General features: G+C 59.6%; 13 protein-coding genes. 8 read left to right on the forward strand and 5 right to left on the reverse strand.

Annotated features, from left to right (window positions below; all coding sequences use genetic code 11):
- Nucleotides 1-3: 3 nt before the first annotated feature.
- Both HD598_RS05655 and HD598_RS13465 read left to right on the forward strand, forming a co-directional pair.
- Nucleotides 4-2,007, forward strand: a complete 2,004-nt coding sequence (locus HD598_RS05655; protein WP_183664415.1) for a hypothetical protein — start codon at nucleotides 4-6, stop codon at nucleotides 2,005-2,007.
- A 424-nt stretch (nucleotides 2,008-2,431) separates the two neighbouring features.
- Nucleotides 2,432-2,566, forward strand: a complete 135-nt coding sequence (locus HD598_RS13465; RefSeq protein ID WP_260170498.1) for a hypothetical protein — start codon at nucleotides 2,432-2,434, stop codon at nucleotides 2,564-2,566.
- A gap of 246 nt (nucleotides 2,567-2,812) precedes the next feature.
- Here HD598_RS13465 and HD598_RS05660 read toward each other — a convergent pair whose 3' ends face one another.
- Nucleotides 2,813-3,985 carry an IS481 family transposase gene (locus HD598_RS05660; protein WP_183664417.1) on the reverse strand — a complete coding sequence of 391 codons (1,173 nt, stop codon included), beginning with the start codon at nucleotides 3,983-3,985 and terminating at the stop codon, nucleotides 2,813-2,815.
- A 529-nt stretch (nucleotides 3,986-4,514) separates the two neighbouring features.
- Here HD598_RS05660 and HD598_RS05665 point away from each other — a divergent pair.
- Nucleotides 4,515-5,060, forward strand: coding sequence for a TetR/AcrR family transcriptional regulator (locus HD598_RS05665; protein ID WP_183664419.1), 546 nt, complete (start codon nucleotides 4,515-4,517; stop codon nucleotides 5,058-5,060).
- Nucleotides 5,061-5,145: 85 nt separating this feature from the next.
- Here the strand turns inward: HD598_RS05665 and HD598_RS05670 are convergent, their stop codons facing one another.
- Nucleotides 5,146-8,259, reverse strand: a complete 3,114-nt coding sequence (locus tag HD598_RS05670; RefSeq protein ID WP_311538969.1) for an efflux RND transporter permease subunit — start codon at nucleotides 8,257-8,259, stop codon at nucleotides 5,146-5,148.
- A 152-nt stretch (nucleotides 8,260-8,411) separates the two neighbouring features.
- Between HD598_RS05670 and HD598_RS05675 the strand changes: the two genes are divergently transcribed.
- The gene (locus tag HD598_RS05675; protein ID WP_183664423.1) at nucleotides 8,412-8,879 is read left to right on the forward strand and encodes a MarR family winged helix-turn-helix transcriptional regulator; all 468 of its coding nucleotides are present in this window, start codon (nucleotides 8,412-8,414) and stop codon (nucleotides 8,877-8,879) included.
- A gap of 55 nt (nucleotides 8,880-8,934) precedes the next feature.
- Here the strand turns inward: HD598_RS05675 and HD598_RS05680 are convergent, their stop codons facing one another.
- Both HD598_RS05680 and HD598_RS05685 read right to left on the reverse strand, forming a co-directional pair.
- On the reverse strand, nucleotides 8,935-9,456 hold the full coding sequence (locus HD598_RS05680) for a SixA phosphatase family protein (protein ID WP_183664425.1): 522 nt from the start codon (nucleotides 9,454-9,456) through the stop codon (nucleotides 8,935-8,937).
- A gap of 50 nt (nucleotides 9,457-9,506) precedes the next feature.
- Nucleotides 9,507-10,310: a winged helix-turn-helix domain-containing protein gene (locus HD598_RS05685; RefSeq protein ID WP_183664427.1), complete on the reverse strand. Its 804-nt coding sequence runs from the start codon at nucleotides 10,308-10,310 to the stop codon at nucleotides 9,507-9,509.
- A 551-nt stretch (nucleotides 10,311-10,861) separates the two neighbouring features.
- Between HD598_RS05685 and HD598_RS05690 the strand changes: the two genes are divergently transcribed.
- Nucleotides 10,862-11,602: a response regulator transcription factor gene (locus HD598_RS05690; RefSeq protein WP_183664429.1), complete on the forward strand. Its 741-nt coding sequence runs from the start codon at nucleotides 10,862-10,864 to the stop codon at nucleotides 11,600-11,602.
- Between the two features lie 12 nt (nucleotides 11,603-11,614).
- Nucleotides 11,615-13,111, forward strand: a complete 1,497-nt coding sequence (locus tag HD598_RS13735; protein ID WP_183664431.1) for a sensor histidine kinase — start codon at nucleotides 11,615-11,617, stop codon at nucleotides 13,109-13,111.
- Here the strand turns inward: HD598_RS13735 and upp are convergent.
- Complete coding sequence (gene upp, locus HD598_RS05700; RefSeq protein WP_071894178.1) at nucleotides 13,108-13,746, reverse strand: uracil phosphoribosyltransferase; 639 nt, start codon at nucleotides 13,744-13,746, stop codon at nucleotides 13,108-13,110. The genes HD598_RS13735 and upp overlap by 4 nt on opposite strands.
- A gap of 79 nt (nucleotides 13,747-13,825) precedes the next feature.
- Here upp and HD598_RS05705 point away from each other — a divergent pair, with 79 nt between their 5' ends.
- The gene (locus tag HD598_RS05705; protein ID WP_260170668.1) at nucleotides 13,826-14,278 is read left to right on the forward strand and encodes a nucleoside deaminase; all 453 of its coding nucleotides are present in this window, start codon (nucleotides 13,826-13,828) and stop codon (nucleotides 14,276-14,278) included.
- Between the two features lie 19 nt (nucleotides 14,279-14,297).
- Entirely contained in the window at nucleotides 14,298-17,891 is a 3,594-nt protein-coding gene (locus tag HD598_RS05710; RefSeq protein ID WP_409366174.1) for a proline dehydrogenase family protein, read from the forward strand.
- Nucleotides 17,892-17,894 lie beyond the last annotated feature (3 nt).

Raw genomic sequence — 17,894 nt, forward strand, 5'->3', positions numbered from 1 at the left:
CCAGTGCCTGGCCTGCTCGAAGCCTTAAGCAAGACCGGAGTCCCTGACGCCAGTATCCCCGGAGAGCTCGAGGCATTCGGAGACGACCTGCTCGCTTCTGTCGACCCCGCAGACCTCAAAGACGCCGAGACGGTCGCCCGAGCCGCGGCTGAGTGCGGCCCGGAGTTCATTGCCCTCGCAGAAGCTGCCGCGCGTGCAGATCATACCCACGCGGACCTACTCCTCGAAGCAGCCACCGTGGTCCTGCCTTCACTCACAAACCTAGTTTTCCTTGACTCCGCAGATGTTGCGCTCAACAGCCCCTTGTTTCTCCAAGCGAAGAGTCGCCCTCTCGCGTTGGCCCTCTACAGTCGCGTAACAGAAGCAAAGGCCACAAATGGACTTCAGGCGTATGCATATCTCGAAGCCCTGGCCAGGCTCGGGCTCACCGACACTACTGCTCGCTTCCGAGCTCTGGAATTCCTCAACACGGTCGAACCCAGCGACTCCGAAGATCTTCTGGAACGTCTGCCAAAGCTTATGGGGTTTGCTCTCGATTATTGGAACGATGAGGGTCTGGGAGACAGACTCCGAGTGCTGCTTGAACATGACATCACCCGTGCGGATGCAGCCTACGAACTCGCTCAGTTAACCCTCCGTACAGCACTCGAGGCTCGCACAGTTGAAGACGTACTTGCTGGACTTAGGTCTGCTCGGAACCAGTTCACAACCGTCGAAAGTATGGAAGAAGCCCGAGAAGACGCCACTCTCTACAGGTGCGTCTTAGAACTCACCGTCACCTTTGTGACTGGCGAGAGTTCAAACGGCGAACAGGCAGAAACTATAGATACGTTGACAGCTGCGATCACCCACCGAGTAGCGATGACGACGCGCAGCGACCTCGGCAGCTGGGCCGCACCCCGTCGCCAAGCAGAAGTTGAGTGGTTCGCACTCGCTAGAACCCTACGTGCTGCCATGGATCCGTTGCGCGAGCCTTCATGGAACACGCCTATCGTCACCTTGACGAGAGTCCTCGCGGCCTACCGGGCATCCCGATCCATCACTGTAATGGGCGGCGATGGGCTTCGGATTGTATTGGAGCCTGTAGTAGAGGCAGCGTTCCTTCGACGCGATGGTCTCCTGAACCATTTGCATGGGCTGGTCGAGGACGAGGATCTACCCGTCGACGAACTCGAAGTCGCACGCCGTCTCCTCGCCGCGATCACGGCGTCTAAGGAAGCTCCCAGTGGTGATGTGGTGGGAAAAGCCTGGGCGGCTGCGCCCGATTTAGCCGCAGAACTAAACGATAACCTTGACCCAGCGATCGCCGATGAACTCGTCGCAGCTAGCGAGAGCGCTCCAAATCTTCTTCGCACGCTGAACGAAGGGGCCAAGACGCGAGCACGCCTCAAGGCTCGAGAGTCCGATCCGATAGTTGATCAGCTACTTGAGCGTGTCATGGTCTCGCTAAAGGAGTGCCCCGGCCTTGGCGGCACTGCCCTAGACGAATTCACCGAGATGCTGACCTGTATCTTGAAGTTCGCTGCTGACCGCGCCAACATCGGCCGAATGAATGGCGGCCCAATCGTTCACTATCTTTTCGAGCCCGAAAATGGGAAACCATTCACTGAAAGCTTTCTCCAAATCGATGTCGCGACCTGGCTCAAGGCAACTCCTCTTCGGAGGTTCGTCGAGATGGAACAACACGATGTCGCGGCTGGTCGAGCTGACATCACAGTCGCCCAGAATCACAAGTTCACGATTGAGGTGAAGCGCGAACTTACCAATGTCTCACCTGCTGCTCTTCTCAAGGCATACGGAGGGCAGGCCGCTGCCTATTCCGTGACCGGCCCTGCCGTTTCTCTAGAGATGGTCCTCGACTTGACCGACCAAGTACACGGAACGCCCTCCCTTGAGGAATCGGTTTGGGTTCAAGAGGTTCCCATTTCCGGAGGACAGCCCCGTCACGTAGTAACTCTAGTAATCCATGGCAATCGTGTGACTCCTAGGGATATGAAGACCAACTAGGTTAGTACCAGGTTGCCAAGTTCCTTCTGGTCCCTTCTCGCGTACCTCAGCGAGGGATAACATGCCGGAGATTACATCGTTCGTGAGTTGTTTGCACGCAGCCAAGTTGCGGAGCTATAAGTACTCGCGCCGACCCACAAATACACGCAGGTTCGTGACCTGCGTGCGTGAGGACCTCTCGGCATGCTCGTCTTCTTGGTTGATCGTGACCACGATGCTCGCCCCTCACGCAAGTCGGCCTGCGTAGTGCTTGCTTTATTCGAGGTCATTGTTGCCCCTGGACAACGGAAACTTCAGTTGGGATCAACGGAGGGCGCAATGGTACGCCATGACTGCGGAGGTACCGGCCGATAGTGCCCGGGGCGACTCCAAGAACTATCCCTACCTGAGCAAGAGTTTTCCCTGACAGGTAAAGTTCCCGAGCTTGATCGACAGCGTCCGCGTCCAATCCTTGCCGCCGGATCCGCGCACCCGAGTTTCGAAGATGGCGCATCACCGCTTCTCGATGCAAGCCCACCTCAAGTCCAACTTGGCGCGCGCTCAGTCCGGCCCCGTATAACCCAACCATTCGAACAACAACTTCGGGGGTGACAGAGGTTTGAACCTTCCCAACCGACTCAATGACTCGGCCTCGAGGGTCCGAAATAGGCGTCCGTGCACCTACCTTGCGTACCATCGGTATCTCCGAACTCGCCCGTGAAATCAACGATTTCAGGGCCCGTGACGAGTTTCGAACGTCATCCAGCCAGGGGCACCAATGTCATGAGTCGCGACATAGGTTACACCTGAGTCGCGACTTATGTCGTTAAGAGCCCGGCCATCGGCCGGGCTTTTTCATTTCGTTGTGCCAGTAGTTGTGTTGGGGATTGATGGTGTTGGTCGCGATGATCTCGCCGGTGTCGAGATGGATGATGGTCACGCTGGTTTCGTCGATGAGGGCGAGGATTCGTTTGCCGCGGTGGGTGACGCCGATGCCGAGGTGGTGCATGACGCCGGCGTGACGCAGGCTCATTTTGCCGTTGGGGGCGACGTGGTCGTAGCGGAGTCGGTAGTGCCCTTCGCGTGGTGTTGATGGCAGTGCTGGTGGTTTCGCGCGGTAAGCGGCTCCGGGGTTAACGCGGTTAGTGCTGCGGTGGGGGCGGTGTTCGTTGTAATGCTCTGTGAATTGGTCGAGTTGGTTTTGGAGCTCGGCCAGGGTGTGCGCGACGGGGCGGACGCTGAGCCAACGTTTGAGTGTTTGATGGAAGCGTTCGATCTTGCCCTGTGTTTGCGGGTGCCCGGGTGAACCGTTTTTCTGGCGGACTCCTAGCAGCGGTAGGAGGTATTCGAAGGCGTTGCGTCCACCGCCGAAGCGGGCAGTGTAGACGCGTCCGTTATCGGTGAGGGTCGAGGCCGGGATGCCGTGTTGTTCGGTCGTGGCTAGGAATGTCGTGACAACGTCGTTTCCGGTGACGGGTTGGTGGGCCGTGCAGGAGAGCAGGTAACGGGAGTGGTCATCGAGCCAGTTCAGGATCTCGACGTCAGTGCCGTCGGCGAGGCGCCAATGTGTGAAATCGGATTGCCAGGTCTCGTTGGGCTGGGCGGCTTCACAGCGAATGTAGGAAGAGCGCGGGCGTTTTTGAGGCTCCGGGATGATGAGTCCGGCCTTGTGTAGGATTCGGCGGATCGTGGAGGTTGAGGGCGGCCGGTAGCCTTCTTGCTCGAGATGCCAGGCGATGGTTACAGGACCTGCGTCGAGGCCCTCACCGGTGAGCTTTTGCCGCAATGACAGTATTCGAGCACGGACTATTTCTGGGGTGGCTGCCGGGTTAGATCGGGGTTTTCTTGATCGTGGCTCGACAGCCTCGAGGCCCTCTTGTTTGTAGCGGGCTAGGAGCCGGTAGATCTGGCGTCGTGAGAGCCCATACTCGCGAGCTGCATCGGTGACGGTGAGTTGCTTGGCAACAATCTTGAGCACGATGACGCGATGTTTCGACACCCCCACAAGTGTGACGTATGTCGCGACTCAACAGCGACGTATCAAGTGTGACCTATGTCGTGAATCCATACACCTTTGGGCGCACCAATCAAAATCCGCTCCGGAATTATCCGGGGCGGATTTTTTGTTTCTACCCTTTGCCCCCACGCAACTGTAGCTACGAACGTTCCGGGCCCAGCGTCGTCGTACTGGCCAGACGTAACGGTTGTTCCGCTCCTTCCCCTGGCCCAGCCGCTTGCGATGCAACCCTGGCTACGATTCATGCCCTTTAACCTCCCTGCGAGGCCACTTCTCTGCAACCGGCCGCCGATGTGAGAACCCTTTGCGACAGAAAAACTGCAAAAAGTTGTAGCAATCTGGCCGCACATAGGGAAGGAGAGAGTCGGCGCGCTCATAAATAAGGGATTCGGGGCGTACGTCAGGAGATGGACGCGGCGCGCACATAAGAACGGACGGGACGCTTCGAATGAAGTCATCCTTCAATACCGGTGACACTCGATTCATTGCGTCCACTGATAAATTAGTACCTATGCGTACTCGAGAGAGAGCCCTCAAAGCAGCGGTCACTGTGGTGGCGACCAAGGGATTCCAAGCACTTACCCACGCAAGCGTCGACGCCGAGGCCGAACTCCCGGCCGGCTCCACCTCGAACTATTTCAGAACAAAAAGCGCCCTGATCTCGGGGCTCATTGAGCACATCTCCGCCCCTGAACAACGCAGCGTGCCCGAGGTCTTCGCTCCAGAAACCCCTGAAGAGCTCGTTGACAAAGTTTCCGCGCTGGTCATAGAACTCACCACGAATCGCCGCGAATACACGGCCGCCCGCTTGGCGATCTTCCTCTCGGGAAATCACCGTGCGGAGATTCGGGAAGGCTTCGCTGTGGGCGGCGCCAGCTTCCGAGCGGCGGTCAAAGCGTGTTTCGAACGCTTCGGAGCCGAGGACCCAGGACTGGCATCGGACGCCATCGTTGCCTGCGCCGAAGGCATCATCTATCGGCAAATTGTTTGGGGCTTCGATATTGACCCCCACGGACAGCTAGGGCTCATAGCGAAAGGCGCGCTGGCGTCGTCGTAATCTCAAGTACTCACGCAGACGGGCGCCCTCAAAAACCACCACAGTGATCTTGAGGGCGCCCGCGTTGTATCCAGCGGCAGCGAGGCTACGCCACCTGAACTGAGTACTCAGTACTTTGCACGTGCTTGGCGTTGCGCCGTTCCTTGCCGCCTTCGAACATCAAGTACAGCACCGGCACCAGAATCAGCGTGAGCAGCGTTGAGGAAATCAGGCCGCCGATCACCACGATCGCAAGATCCTGACTGATGAAGCCACTGGATCCCGTGACGCCCAGGGCCATCGGAATGAGCGCGAAGATGGTCGCTAGGGCGGTCATGAGGATGGGTCGAACGCGCTGGCGCGCACCGTTATAAACGGCGTCCCGCACGCTCTGACCCTGCTTTCGATACTGATTGACGAGGTCAATCAACACAATGGCATTCGTGACCACAATGCCAATCAACATCAACATGCCGATCAGCGCCGAGATGCCCAAGGGCTTTCCGGTGATCAAGAGCAACGCGATAGCACCCGTAGCAGCGAATGGAATCGAAACCAACAGGATCAACGGCTGCATGAGGGATCGGAAAGTTCCCACCAACAAGAGGAACACGATCGCGATCGCCACGAGCATTGCGATACCCAGCTGAGAGAAGGACTCCTGCTGGGTCTGCGCGAGACCACCCACGGAGGCGCTCGTACCTTCTGGAAGGTCGAGACCATTCAATTTCTCTTCGACCGCGGTAGTCACTGCGCCAAGCTCTCCCTCAGACGGGGTCAGAGAGATTGTGGAGACCAGATCGCCGTCCTCGCGAGTGACGGATGTAGCGACAGTGACCTTCTCAACGGTTGCCAGATCAGAAAGCGGCACGGTTCCGGAAGCCGTAGGAATCGGCAACTTCTTGAGCTCTGCCACGGTGGACGGTGCCTCAGCGCCATCGACGAAGATGCGGTATTCCTCGCTATTGATGGTGACGTTGCCGATGCTTTGCGGCGAAAGAACCGCACCCACCATGCCGAGCAACTGAACCTCGGTGAAACCGTTCTCGAGCGCTACTTCGCGGTCTACCGTGATCTGCGTGATGGGCTGTGCCGGCGCGAGGTCGCTAGCGACATCCGTGGTGTTTGCGGTGTCCTTGAGAGCCTCGTAAACAGTTTCCGAGGCCTTAGTGAGGTCAGCTTCATTCGTACCGGTGACCACAACATCCACTGAACCGCCGAAGCCGCTCATCGCCGCCGAATCCGTGAGGCTCACGTCTCCTGGGCCGTCGAGCTCAGCAAGCTTCGCCTGAACTGTCTCCTTTAACGCGGTCTGATCCGCGTCCGGGTTCGTGTTCACAATGTAGGTCGCCGTTCCTCCTCCGCCGCCGAGCATCGCGGAGAAGTCACCTTGCCCGCCGCCGCTTGAACCGGCCATGAGCATGACATCTTGGACGCCCTCCACCTCAAGCAGAGCATCCTCAACATCCTTGGCGCCATCGGAAACGGTCTCAAGATCAGAGCCTGCGGGGAAGGTTTGAGTGGCCATGATCATGTTTTGACCGGTGCTGCCAATGAAGTCCACTTTCAAGAGCGGCACCATGGAAACGGTGATCACCAGCAACAGCACGGAAGACACAATGGTGATGATTGGGTGCTTCTGCGTGCCGCTGAGGATGGGCTTGTAGCCACGCTGAATCCAGCTCTTGTGTTCCTTCTCCTCCGCGGCCGCCCGGACTGCTTCAACGTCCGAAACGTTCTGAGTCGAGCGCAGGAACCAATAGGACAGGACGGGAACAATAGTCAGCGCCACCAGCAACGACGAAAGCATCGCGATGGCCACGGTCAGCGCGAAGGGTGCGAACAGCTCCCCCACCATGCCGCCCACTAAAGCAATCGGCAAGAACACGGCAACCGTGGTCAGCGTGGAGGAGGTAATAGCGCCGGCCACTTCACGCACGGCGGTGAGGATCGCGTGCACCTTTTCTTCGCCGTAGGACAAGTGACGCTTGATGTTTTCAATGACCACGATCGAGTCATCCACTACGCGACCAATCGCGATGGTGAGCGCGCCGAGCGTGAGCATGTTGAGCGAATGACCGCCAAGGTTCAGACCAATGAAGGTCACCAGGACGGACAGCGGGATCGAGATGGCGGTCACGAGCGTTGAGCGCAAGGACAGCAAGAACACCAGGATGACGACGATCGCAAAAAGCAGTCCCAGCAGGCCTTCAATAGCGAGGTGCTTGATGGAGTCCTCAATGAAGGGGGCTTGGTCAAAGACCACGGTGAGCGTGAGGTCCGGGAATTCGCTCTTAAGCTCCTCAATGACATCGCTCGCTGCATAGGAAATGGCCACGATGTCCGCGTCCTGCTGAGCGGTGATGGAGAGAGACAAGGCTTCTTCCCCGTTCATGCGGGTGATGGAGGTCTGCGGTTCCGTTTCCATAGTGACGGAGGCGATGTCTCCAAGGCGTACGACGACGCCTGGTTCAGTTTGGCTTGCCAGTGGCAGTTCCTTGATGGCCTCGAGAGAGGAAATCGGGGTGCCACCTTGGACGGACAGGGACGTTCCGTCCTCAGTGATGCTACCCAGTGGCATGGTGATGCCGTTAGCTTCGAGCGCTTGGCTCAACGACTGCGCGGTCAGGCCATTCGCTGCGAGCTTGCTCTGGTTGGGGGTGATCACCACGCGCTCTACGGCGGTGCCGGAGACAGCTGCCGAGCGGACGCCGGAAATACCTTCGAGTCGTGGAACCACGGACTCGGTGAGTGTGCGGGAAAGTTCGGTAATGTCCTGGTCAGAGGAGGACGCGGTCAGGTAAATGGCTGGAATGTCCGCCGTGCTGCCGGAGACCAGCTCCGGTTCAGCGTCCGAGGGGAGCGAGTCTGAAATCGCGCTCAGCGCTTGCTCCACGGAGGCCGTGAACTCATCCGTGTCAGCGCCATAGGTGTAGGAAATCGAGACCATGGACATGCTGGAGGATGAGGTTGCCACCACCTGCTCGACGTCCTCCAGGTCAGCAATGGCACGAGATACGGGCACGCTGACCTGTTCGTCCATCACTTCCGGGCTGGCGCCCGGGATCATGGTGACCACCGTGGTCTGCGGCATGGAAATTGAAGGGATCAACTCTTGCTTGAGTTGAGTCATCGAGAGAACGCCAAATCCGGCGATCAAGAGGGTCATGAGGGCGACCAACAGCCTGTTGTTCAAGCTAAAGCTTGCGAGTCGAAACACAGAAGCACCACCGAATAGTAGAGAAACTCGAGCTGGCGATAGCCCAGAAATTGGTTAGCGCCACGCAAAGCTTAGCACTAGGCTAAGTAAGATTCTGAACTCATCAACCGCCCATGAACTCCGACCACGTCATGGAAAGGTACTGTGGAACCGTGAAAAACCCTGACGAATCCGAGCGCGAGTCACTCCTCGCCGAGCTGCTTGGACTTCAAGCCGCCTTGGAGTCATCCTTCGTCCCGGAACACATCGAGCCCATGCTGTCTTTGAGCCTGACCATGCAGCAGCTCAAGGTGCTCACCATCTTGGTGACAGAACCCAACGGAAGCACCATGCAAGCGCTCGCCAGAACGGTCGGCGTCTCGCTAGCAACCATGTCTGGGATTGTGGATCGTCTCGAAACCCAGAAGATGGTGGAACGAAGCCTCGATCCCTACGACCAGCGCGTCCGCCGCGTCAACGCATCGGCACTGGGACGGGAGACCGTTCAAAAACTTATGGCGACCAGGCCAGAGCTCAACAGCAGCCCCTTGCGCTTGCTGACACTCGAGGATCTGCGCGCCCTCACTCAAGGAATTCGCGCACTCGTTCACGCAGTGCAGGTGGATACTCAGCGCAACTAACGCCCCACCGCAGCTCATCTCGCGAACCGCGCTGGCGTCGTCGTAATCAAAAAATTTAGCGGGGCACCACGAAAGATACGAGCTTCGCGTCCCGCCCATCCAACTCAGCCCACGGCTTGTTGATCTCGAAAGCCGTCAGCCCCAAGGTCGGGTACCGGGTTGCCATCTCCATGACGGATTCTTCGTCGGATTCCACGGACGCCAAGCGCATGGACAGATCTTGAACGGTGGGCATGTGCCCAATCACCATGAGCGTGCGCACCGTATCCGGGGTCTCGTTGATGATGGAGAGCATCTCAGTAGCGCCGGCCTCGTACAGCCGGTCGTCGATGTACGGGGTGGGGGCTTCGTCGCCAAGTTCGCTGGTCGCCCACGCGCACGTCGATCGCGTACGCAGCGCTGAGGAGACTAGCAGGTAATCAGGCACAAAACCGTTCTCCACCAGCCAGCGGCCCGCAGCGGGAGCTTCGCGATTGCCGCGCCCAGCGAGGGGACGGTCGTGGTCACTGACACCCAAAGGGTAATCGGACTTGGCATGACGAAGGATCACCAGGCGGCGCTCAGGAGAAGAACTCATGAGACCAGCCTAGTGATCCTTCGGTACAACTTTTCCGTGGGTGGCGGGAATTAGATGGCGTATTCAGGAGCAGCCCAGACAACAACCTCTGGGTGCTCGTAGAAGCGGTAGCCCTGGCCGCGGACCGTGCGGACCGTGTTGGCGAGGCGACCCAGCTTGGAGCGCAAGCGTCGGATGTGAACGTCGATGGTGCGCTCGTTTGGCACTTCTTCGGCGTTCTTCCACAAGTTCTCAAGCAGCTCTTCGCGGCCCACCGTGCGCTGGCCGTTCTCCACCAAGTAGTTCAACAGCTCGAATTCCTTGAACGTGAGGTTCAAGGTGTCGCCGTCAAGGTGGACTTCGCGGCGGGACAAGTCAATCAGCACGCCCGTGGAGTGCTTGAAGTTGTTCTGGTTGCGAATGAGGTTCTCGACGATGCGCGGGCGGCGGTTGATCGTAGGATCACCGAGAGCCTGGCGGACAACGTCCAAGTGGGCGCCCTGCGCGTTGGACGGAGCCAAGGCAACAGCCGCGTGGGTCTGCGCGTTGGGAGCAACAGACATCAGGTAGGAGCGAACCTGAGTGGCGATCTCCGCGAGCGTGGTGCCGTTCTCGGCAGCGCCGGACTCGTTCAGGCCTACATACAAGACGAATCCGCGTGCTGCGGTTTCTCCGACGGCCTGTGGACCCGGCTGCCCGTTGCCTGCCACAACGGGCGTGGGCATCTGCTCATCGGTAGTTCGCGCGAAGCTTCGTACGTTTCTATACCCGGGCTCAGAATAGCCAGCCGCCTGCGATGCATGTCGCTGAGCCGCGAGTGCGCGGTTCTGGGCATTGCGAACGGAAATGTGGACGTAGCCGGATGAAACGGACATTTTCTCTACCTCTTGCTCAGTGCGTGATTTCTCATCACAGTTCGTGCGTGGGCGTGGTTCTCGAGAGAACGTTCATTGAAGAACCCCTTCGGAGGCTTTCACCCCGACTCCGGGGCAAAAATCCTTGTAGCCTGCGCTACACCGAAGTTCACAATGATGAGTTTTCACGTAATAAAGAGAACGCGCAAGTAACAATGCCGTCATTTGTCCATACTTTGAGACGAAATGCATGAATTGTGATGCGAAACACACATTACGCCTGGTATTCAATTGTCATCGAAGATTGTTCAACGATCCGCGCGATTCCGGGAAAAATCCTGAAGATCTCGCGGAATAAATTATGAAAACGCTTCCACGAGACATTGCATAACCATGCAGTACCCCGTATTTGATGGAAATTTCAGTTGACAGTACCGGGATTCGCCCAATTGACGATTGACGCAGACACCCATGCACACGGCACCACGTTTCGCATTCATCGGAGTAGGGTTCACAGAAAGAACACAGGTTCGGCAAAGACGTTTCAGAAGCCACCTTGAAAGGGTGAATACATGACCACATCACGATTCTCACCCGCAGATTTGCCTCGGCTCCAGCACCCCGACGGCTCCCCCATCAAAGCGCTGGTGGTTGACGATGAGCCAACGCTCGCGGAGCTCGTGACCATGGGCCTGCGCATGCTTCATTGGGACGTCAAGACCGCTCACGACGGCCCCTCCGCAGTCCAGGCCGCTCGCGCCGAGATGCCGGATGTCCTCATCTTGGACTGGATGCTCCCCGGCTACGACGGCCCCGAAGTTCTTGAAAAGGTGCGGCTGTTCCTCCCGGACGTGCCGGCGATGTTCCTGACCGCCAAGGACACCGTGGATGACCGCATTGAAGGTCTCGCCAAGGGCGGCGATGACTACGTCACCAAACCGTTCAGCCTTGAAGAAGTCCTCATTCGCCTCCACCGCTTGGTTTCCCGTAGCGGTGCCGCCACCGCGGACTCCGCCGAAATGGTGGTGGGCGATCTGATCATGAACACCGATTCGCGCGAAGTGCACCGCGCTGGCGAAGAGGTTGTCCTCACCGCCACCGAGTTCGATCTCCTTCGCTACCTCATGGAGAACCCTCGCCGTGTGCTCTCGAAGACGCAGATCTTGAACGCTGTCTGGAACTACGATTTCGGCGGCCAAGCGAACATCGTGGAGCTCTACATCTCCTACCTGCGCAAGAAGATCGATGCCGGGCACGAGGCCATGATTCACACGGTGCGTGGCGCCGGTTATGTCCTCAAGCCTGCCGCGTAGTCGGTTACTAGGGTGAAAAGAACCGCGCTTCGGTCCCGTTTGGTGGCCGCACTTTTGGTGATGCTCGCGTTGGTGTGCCTGGTGATCGGGTTTTTCACGCACACTATTTTGCGTACGACGACGCTGGCTCAATTAGATGCCGAACTGCAGGACACGTCGAGTCGCGCCGTGAATTTTCGGGAGGGTCCGGACCGTTCCCAAACGGATGACGACGATCCACTGTACGCTCCTGGCCAGGCTTCCGGAACGCTCACTGTCCGGGTGAGCAGCACCGGTTTGGTGAAGTCTTCGGGCGTCTTAGACGTGCGAAGCGGCGAGCGTTCCTCGTTGACCACCGACGATGTCGAGTCATTGCTTTCCCTATCAGCGACCAACGAGCCGACGGAATCTCACTTGTCCGTGGGTGAATACCGCGTCCTCGCCACCGAGGATCCGCACGGCGGCTATCTCATTGTGGGTCTGCCGACCGCTGCGGCCGAAAAGACGCTCCGGACACTGGATACCACCATGCTGGTGGTTTCCGGCTCCGGTCTGGTTGTCGCCGGCTTCATTGGTTCGCTCATTATTCGACGCTCCCTGCGCCCACTCGAACGCGTCTCCACCGTGGCAACGAGCGTGGCCGACTCCGTGACCAAATTGTCCTCAGAAAAGCAGCACGCGGCCATTGCCGAACGCGTTGACGCGCGCGATGCGCAGCCTGGCACAGAGGTGGGCAACGTGGGTTGGGCGCTGAACAACCTGCTGGATAACGTGGATCAAGCGCTCACCGTGCGCCAGCGCTCGGAAGAGCAGATGCGCAACTTCGCGGCAGATGCGTCCCACGAGCTGCGGACTCCCCTTGCGGCTGTGCGCGGGTACTCGGAGTTCATTCGCGCTACCGAACACCTCAGCCCGGACGGTGAAAAGTCGCTGGAGCGCGTGTTGAGCCAATCGGACCGCATGAGCGCTCTCGTGGAGAATCTCCTCTTGCTGGCCCGCCTCGATCAAGGGCACAAGCCGCAAGATGAGGCCGTGGACGTGAACATTCTGGTGGCCGAAAGCGTTCAGGACGCCCAAATCGCGGCCACAGCTCACCGCTGGCGGGTGGAACTTCCGCAATCCAGCGTCGTCGTACGCGGTGACCGCCAGCAACTCACGCAAGTGCTCTCCAACCTGCTCTCCAATGCGCGTAAGCACACACCGGAGGGGTCGGAAGTGACCACAAGCCTGCGGCAGTCTTCGGATCGACGCTTCGCCGAGCTCACCGTTCAGGACAATGGGCCGGGTATCTCACCAGATTTTCTGCCGCGGATCTTCACGCGATTCGCACGCGCGGATAAGGCGCGTTCGGGCACGGATGGCACCACAGGACTGGGCTTGCCTATCGTGAAGGCCATTGTTGAAGCGCACGGCGGAACCATCGTGGCCTCCAGCCGCCCGGGCCGTACGGAATTTTTGGTCCGCTTGCCGCTAGCGACGCCGCCCAAACCTGACCGGGCGCCGTCGTCCGCAGCGGACAGCAGTAATTAGTGAGCTAGACCGTACAAGCGGTCGCCGGCGTCGCCGAGACCAGGAACGATGTACGACTTCTCGTTGAGGCGCTCATCGCGAGCGGCGAGGACCAAGTGCACGCGGTCATCGTCGCCGTGTTCGCTCTCGAGGCGGGCGATTCCTTCGGGTGCTGCAATCAAGCAGATGCAGGTCACGGAGTCGGCGCCGCGTTCGAAGAGGAACTTGATGGCCTGCGAGAGCGTGCCGCCGGTGGCGAGCATCGGGTCCAAGACGAATACCTGACGGCCGGTCAGATCGCCCGGCAAACGCTCGGCGTACGTGATGATGTCCAAGGTTTCTTCGTTGCGAGCCATGCCCAAGAAGCCCACTTCAGCGGTGGGAACCAGTCGGGTCATGCCTTCGAGCATGCCGAGGCCCGCGCGCAGGATCGGGACAACGAGCGGGGTGGGCTTAGCAAAGTACGTACCGACCGTCTTGGAAACGGGGGTTTCGAGCTCAGCTTCTACCGTGCGCACTTCGCGCGTAGCCTCGTACGCCAGTAGCGTTACGAGCTCTTCCGTGAGCTGACGGAACACCGGTGAGGGCGTGTTCTTGTCTCGCAAAACGGAGACTTTGTGGGAGACAAGGGGATGGTCAACAACCTGTACGCGCATGGGTACAAATTACCACCGCGACTACAGTGATTTCGTGACCGAATTCCCCGTTCCGCGCCGTGCCGCTTTCGAAGAGTGGATGGGCGTGGCCCTGCAGCAGGCCGCTCTCGCGCAAGAACACGAGGATGTGCCCATCGGCGCCGTGATTCTGGACGCGTCCGGTGAGGTGCTCAGCGTGGGCAGAAATGAGCGCGAACTCACGGGAGATCCCACGGCGCACGCGGAAGTTCTTGCGATTCGCGCGGCCGTTGCGGCGCTTCAATCTGCGGGGCACGACGACGGATGGCGGCTTGAGAGCGCCACTTTAGTGGTGACGCTGGAACCGTGTGCGATGTGCGCGGGTGCGATTGTGCTCTCGCGGATCCCGCGCGTGGTGTTTGGTGCGTGGGATGAGAAGGCTGGTGCGGCCGGATCCGTGTTGGATGTGCTGCGCGAGCCGCGGCTGAATCATTGGGTAGAAGTCATCGGAGGCGTGCGCGAGAGCGAGTGCGCTGAGGTGCTGCGCAACTTCTTTGCGAACAAGCGAGTGTGATCGGGACCATACTGGTGGGGTGACTGAAACGTTCGCTTCACAAGAGCACACCCCACGTCCCACGGATCGAGCTACCGTATCCCCGAGCTCGACCGACTTCCCTCGCGTGTCTGCGCCCCTTGAGGCGTTTGCTGATCAGGCGATAGAAACCGTACGCCGCTGGATCCGCGAAGCCGCCGAATATCCTTTGGATCCGGCAGCTCAGCAGCTCGCCAACGTTCTGCAGGACAGCTCCGGACTGGACTTCACGGTGGGATTCGTTGACGGGGTGATCCGCCCCGAAGATCCACACGTGGCTGCCGCCAAACTGAGAACGCTCGCCGCGATGGCGCCGCAGTTCTTGCCGGGATACCTGAAAGCGGCCCTCTCACTGGGCGCCTCTGTGTCTCGCGTTGCCCCACGGGTGGTGGTGCCGGTGGCACAGCGAGCGCTGCGGGAAATGGTGGGGCACCTCATCATTGACGCGTCCGAGGACAAACTGGGACGGGCCATCGCGCGCTTGCGCAGCGACGACGTGCGCTTGAACGTCAACCTCCTGGGAGAAGCGATCCTGGGCGAGCAAGAGGCCGAGCGCCGCCTCGCCGGAACCGCGAAGCTCTTGCACCGCCCGGACGTGGACTACGTGTCCATCAAGGTCTCCGCGACCGTGGCCCCGCACAACCACTGGGCCTTCGACGAGGCCGTGGAGCACATCACCAACAAGCTTTTCCCGCTCTATGTCCAGGCGGCTCTGGCGGCTCCTGCCCCGAAGTTCATCAATTTGGACATGGAGGAATACAAGGATCTGGAGCTCACGCTCGCGGTCTTCATGAGATTGCTGGACAAGCCCGAACTCACACAGCTCTCCGCCGGAATCGTCTTGCAGGCCTACTTGCCAGACGCCCTGTCTGCGATGCAGCGCTTGCAGGAGTGGGCCTCGCGGCGCGTTGCCTCCGGTGGCGCGCCCATCAAGGTCCGCGTGGTCAAAGGCGCGAACCTGCCGATGGAGCGCGTGGACGCAGATCTGCACGGTTGGCCTCTCGCAACGTGGGGCACGAAGGCTGAAACCGACGCTTCTTACAAGGCGGTCCTCGACTACGCGTTGCACCCCGAACGCACCTCTGCGATCCGCATCGGTGTGGCCGGGCACAACCTGTTTGATATTGCGCTCGCCTGGCACCTCGCACAGGCCCGCGGCGTGACAGACGGGATCGACGTTGAAATGCTCCTGGGCATGGCGTCCGGACAGGCACAGGCGGTCAAGAAGGATGTCGGCCGACTGCTGTTGTACACGCCGGTGGTTCACCCGGCCGAGTTTGACGTTGCCATCGCGTACCTGGTCCGTCGCTTGGAAGAAGGCGCGAGCCACGAAAACTTCATGTCCGCGGTCTTCGAATTGGATTCGAATGAGGAGTTGTTCGAACGCGAGAAAAGCCGCTTCTTGGCATCGCTCGGGATGGCTACTTCGCTCGGCGTGCCCGGCCCGCACCGCACGCAGGATCGTTCGGCTGAAGCGCTCACAGCCGATTCCCCGGACGACGACGCAGCTCACCCCCGCGATATCAGTTTCCGAAATACTCCAGATACGGACCCGGACCTGCCGGGAAATCTGGCGTGGGGACGAAGGATCCTCGAACGCGCGAAGAACTCGGCGCTTGGAGCTGCGACCATCGCCGCGCACACCCTGACCACGCAGGCTCAGCTTGATCACGTCATGGAGACGGCTGCGAGCGCTAACACCGAGTGGCGTTCGCTCTCGGGCGCTCAACGCGGCGAGGTTCTTCGACGTGTGGGCGCGGAGTTGTCCGCTCGACGAGCCGAGTTGCTGGAGGTCATGGCGTCCGAAACCGGAAAGACGCTGGATCAAGGTGATCCCGAAGTGTCCGAGCTCATCGACTTCGCGAACTACTACGCCCAGCTGGCCGCTGAGCTGGATGAGGTGGACGGAGCCCGCTTCATCCCGGCGCACGTCACTGTAGTGACTCCCCCCTGGAATTTCCCCGTGGCTATCCCGGGCGGATCCACGCTGGCCGCACTGGCGGCCGGCTCCTCGGTGGTGCTCAAACCTGCCGGACCGGCTCAGCGGTGCGGCGCCGTCCTTGCCGAGGCGATCTGGGCCGCTCTCGAGGCAGGCGACATTTCCACGGACATTCTTCAACTGGTTCACGTGTCCGAGCACGAACTGGGCGAACACCTGATCACCCACAAGCTGACGGACCGAGTGATCCTCACAGGAAGCTTCGAGACTGCCCAGCTGTTCCGGTCGTTCCGCAAGGACCTGCCGCTGCTGGCCGAAACTTCGGGCAAGAACGCCATAATTGTCACGCCGTCCGCAGACCTTGATCTGGCCGTCAAAGACGTGGTGAATTCCGCGTTCGGGCATGCGGGACAAAAGTGCTCGGCCGCGTCCTTGGTGGTGCTCGTGAGCTCCGCCGCGACGTCGCGCCGCTTCCATCGCCAACTCGTGGACGCCGTGAATTCCTTGACCGTTGGCTACCCAACGGACCCACGGACCCAGATGGGCCCGCTGATCGAAGAGCCGGGAGACAAGCTTCGGCGCGGACTGACGCAGCTTGGTCCCGGTGAGAACTGGGTGATCAAACCGTATCCGCTCGATGATTCTCGCAAGCTCTGGTCGCCGGGTGTGCGGGCGGGCGTTCAACGCGGTAGCGAGTATCACCTGACCGAGTACTTTGGCCCAGTGTTGGGCGTGATGACCGCGGCTTCGCTTGAAGAAGCGGTACAGATCGTGAATGAGATTGACTATGGCCTGACCTCCGGACTTCATTCGTTGAATCGGGACGAAATCGCCTACTGGATGGAAAACGTTCACGCGGGAAACCTCTACGTCAACCGTGGGATCACTGGGGCAATCGTGCAGCGCCAGCCCTTCGGAGGTTGGAAGAAATCAGCGATTGGCCCCGGCTCAAAGGCAGGTGGCCCGAATTATTTGGTGGGTCTTGGTTGGTGGGAGGACGCGTTCGTTGCGCTCCCTCTTGCGGGTTCACTGAGCGCTGCCGGCAGCAAGGTGTACGACGCCGCAACTCGCCTGGGTCTCTCAGCCTCCGAACATTCCTGGTTGCGTGAGGCGCTGGCCTCAGACGCCCACTGGTTTGGCCGCGAGTTCTCGCAAGCTAAGGACCGGTCTCATCTGCAGTTCGAGCGAAACATTCTTCGGTATCGGGATCATCCAGTCCTCATTCGGTTCGGTTCTGATGGCTCTCATGCGCATCTCTTGCGGGTGATGGCGGCCGCCGCCCAAGCCGGTGTCATCTCGACTCAAGGTAACCGCGTGACGGTAGCTGCGTCGTCGTCCTTGCCAAAAATTGTGGAGAACCTTGCGCAAGAACTGGGAATCTCCGTGATTGTGCGTGATTCAGGACAGTGGACTGCGCACTTGAAGGAGCTCGTTGGACAACGGAACTCGAGCGAAAGCATCCGGATTCGGCTGATCGGCGAGAGTGAGTCGACCGTCTACGAAGCCACAAACGGCGATCCCGAGGTGGCTATCTATGCGAATCCGGTGACGCGATCCGGACGAGTCGAGATGCTGCCCTTCCTCCAAGAGCAAGCCATCGCCATCACTGCGCATCGCTTCGGCACCCCAAATCACCTCACGGACGACGTGATCTAACGG

Source organism: Neomicrococcus aestuarii (assembly GCF_014201135.1).
GTDB lineage: Bacteria > Actinomycetota > Actinomycetes > Actinomycetales > Micrococcaceae > Neomicrococcus > Neomicrococcus aestuarii.

Bases quoted from the DNA above. Each gene is read 5' to 3' on its own strand.
- HD598_RS05705 (WP_260170668.1), top strand. From the start codon at position 13,826: ATGGGCGTGGCCCTGCAGCAGGCCGCTCTCGCGCAAGAACACGAGGAT.
- HD598_RS05665 (WP_183664419.1), top strand. From the start codon at position 4,515: ATGCGTACTCGAGAGAGAGCCCTCAAAGCAGCGGTCACTGTGGTGGCG.
- upp (WP_071894178.1), bottom strand. From the start codon at position 13,746: ATGCGCGTACAGGTTGTTGACCATCCCCTTGTCTCCCACAAAGTCTCC.
- HD598_RS05680 (WP_183664425.1), bottom strand. From the start codon at position 9,456: ATGAGTTCTTCTCCTGAGCGCCGCCTGGTGATCCTTCGTCATGCCAAG.
- HD598_RS05690 (WP_183664429.1), top strand. From the start codon at position 10,862: ATGACCACATCACGATTCTCACCCGCAGATTTGCCTCGGCTCCAGCAC.
- HD598_RS05685 (WP_183664427.1), bottom strand. From the start codon at position 10,310: ATGTCCGTTTCATCCGGCTACGTCCACATTTCCGTTCGCAATGCCCAG.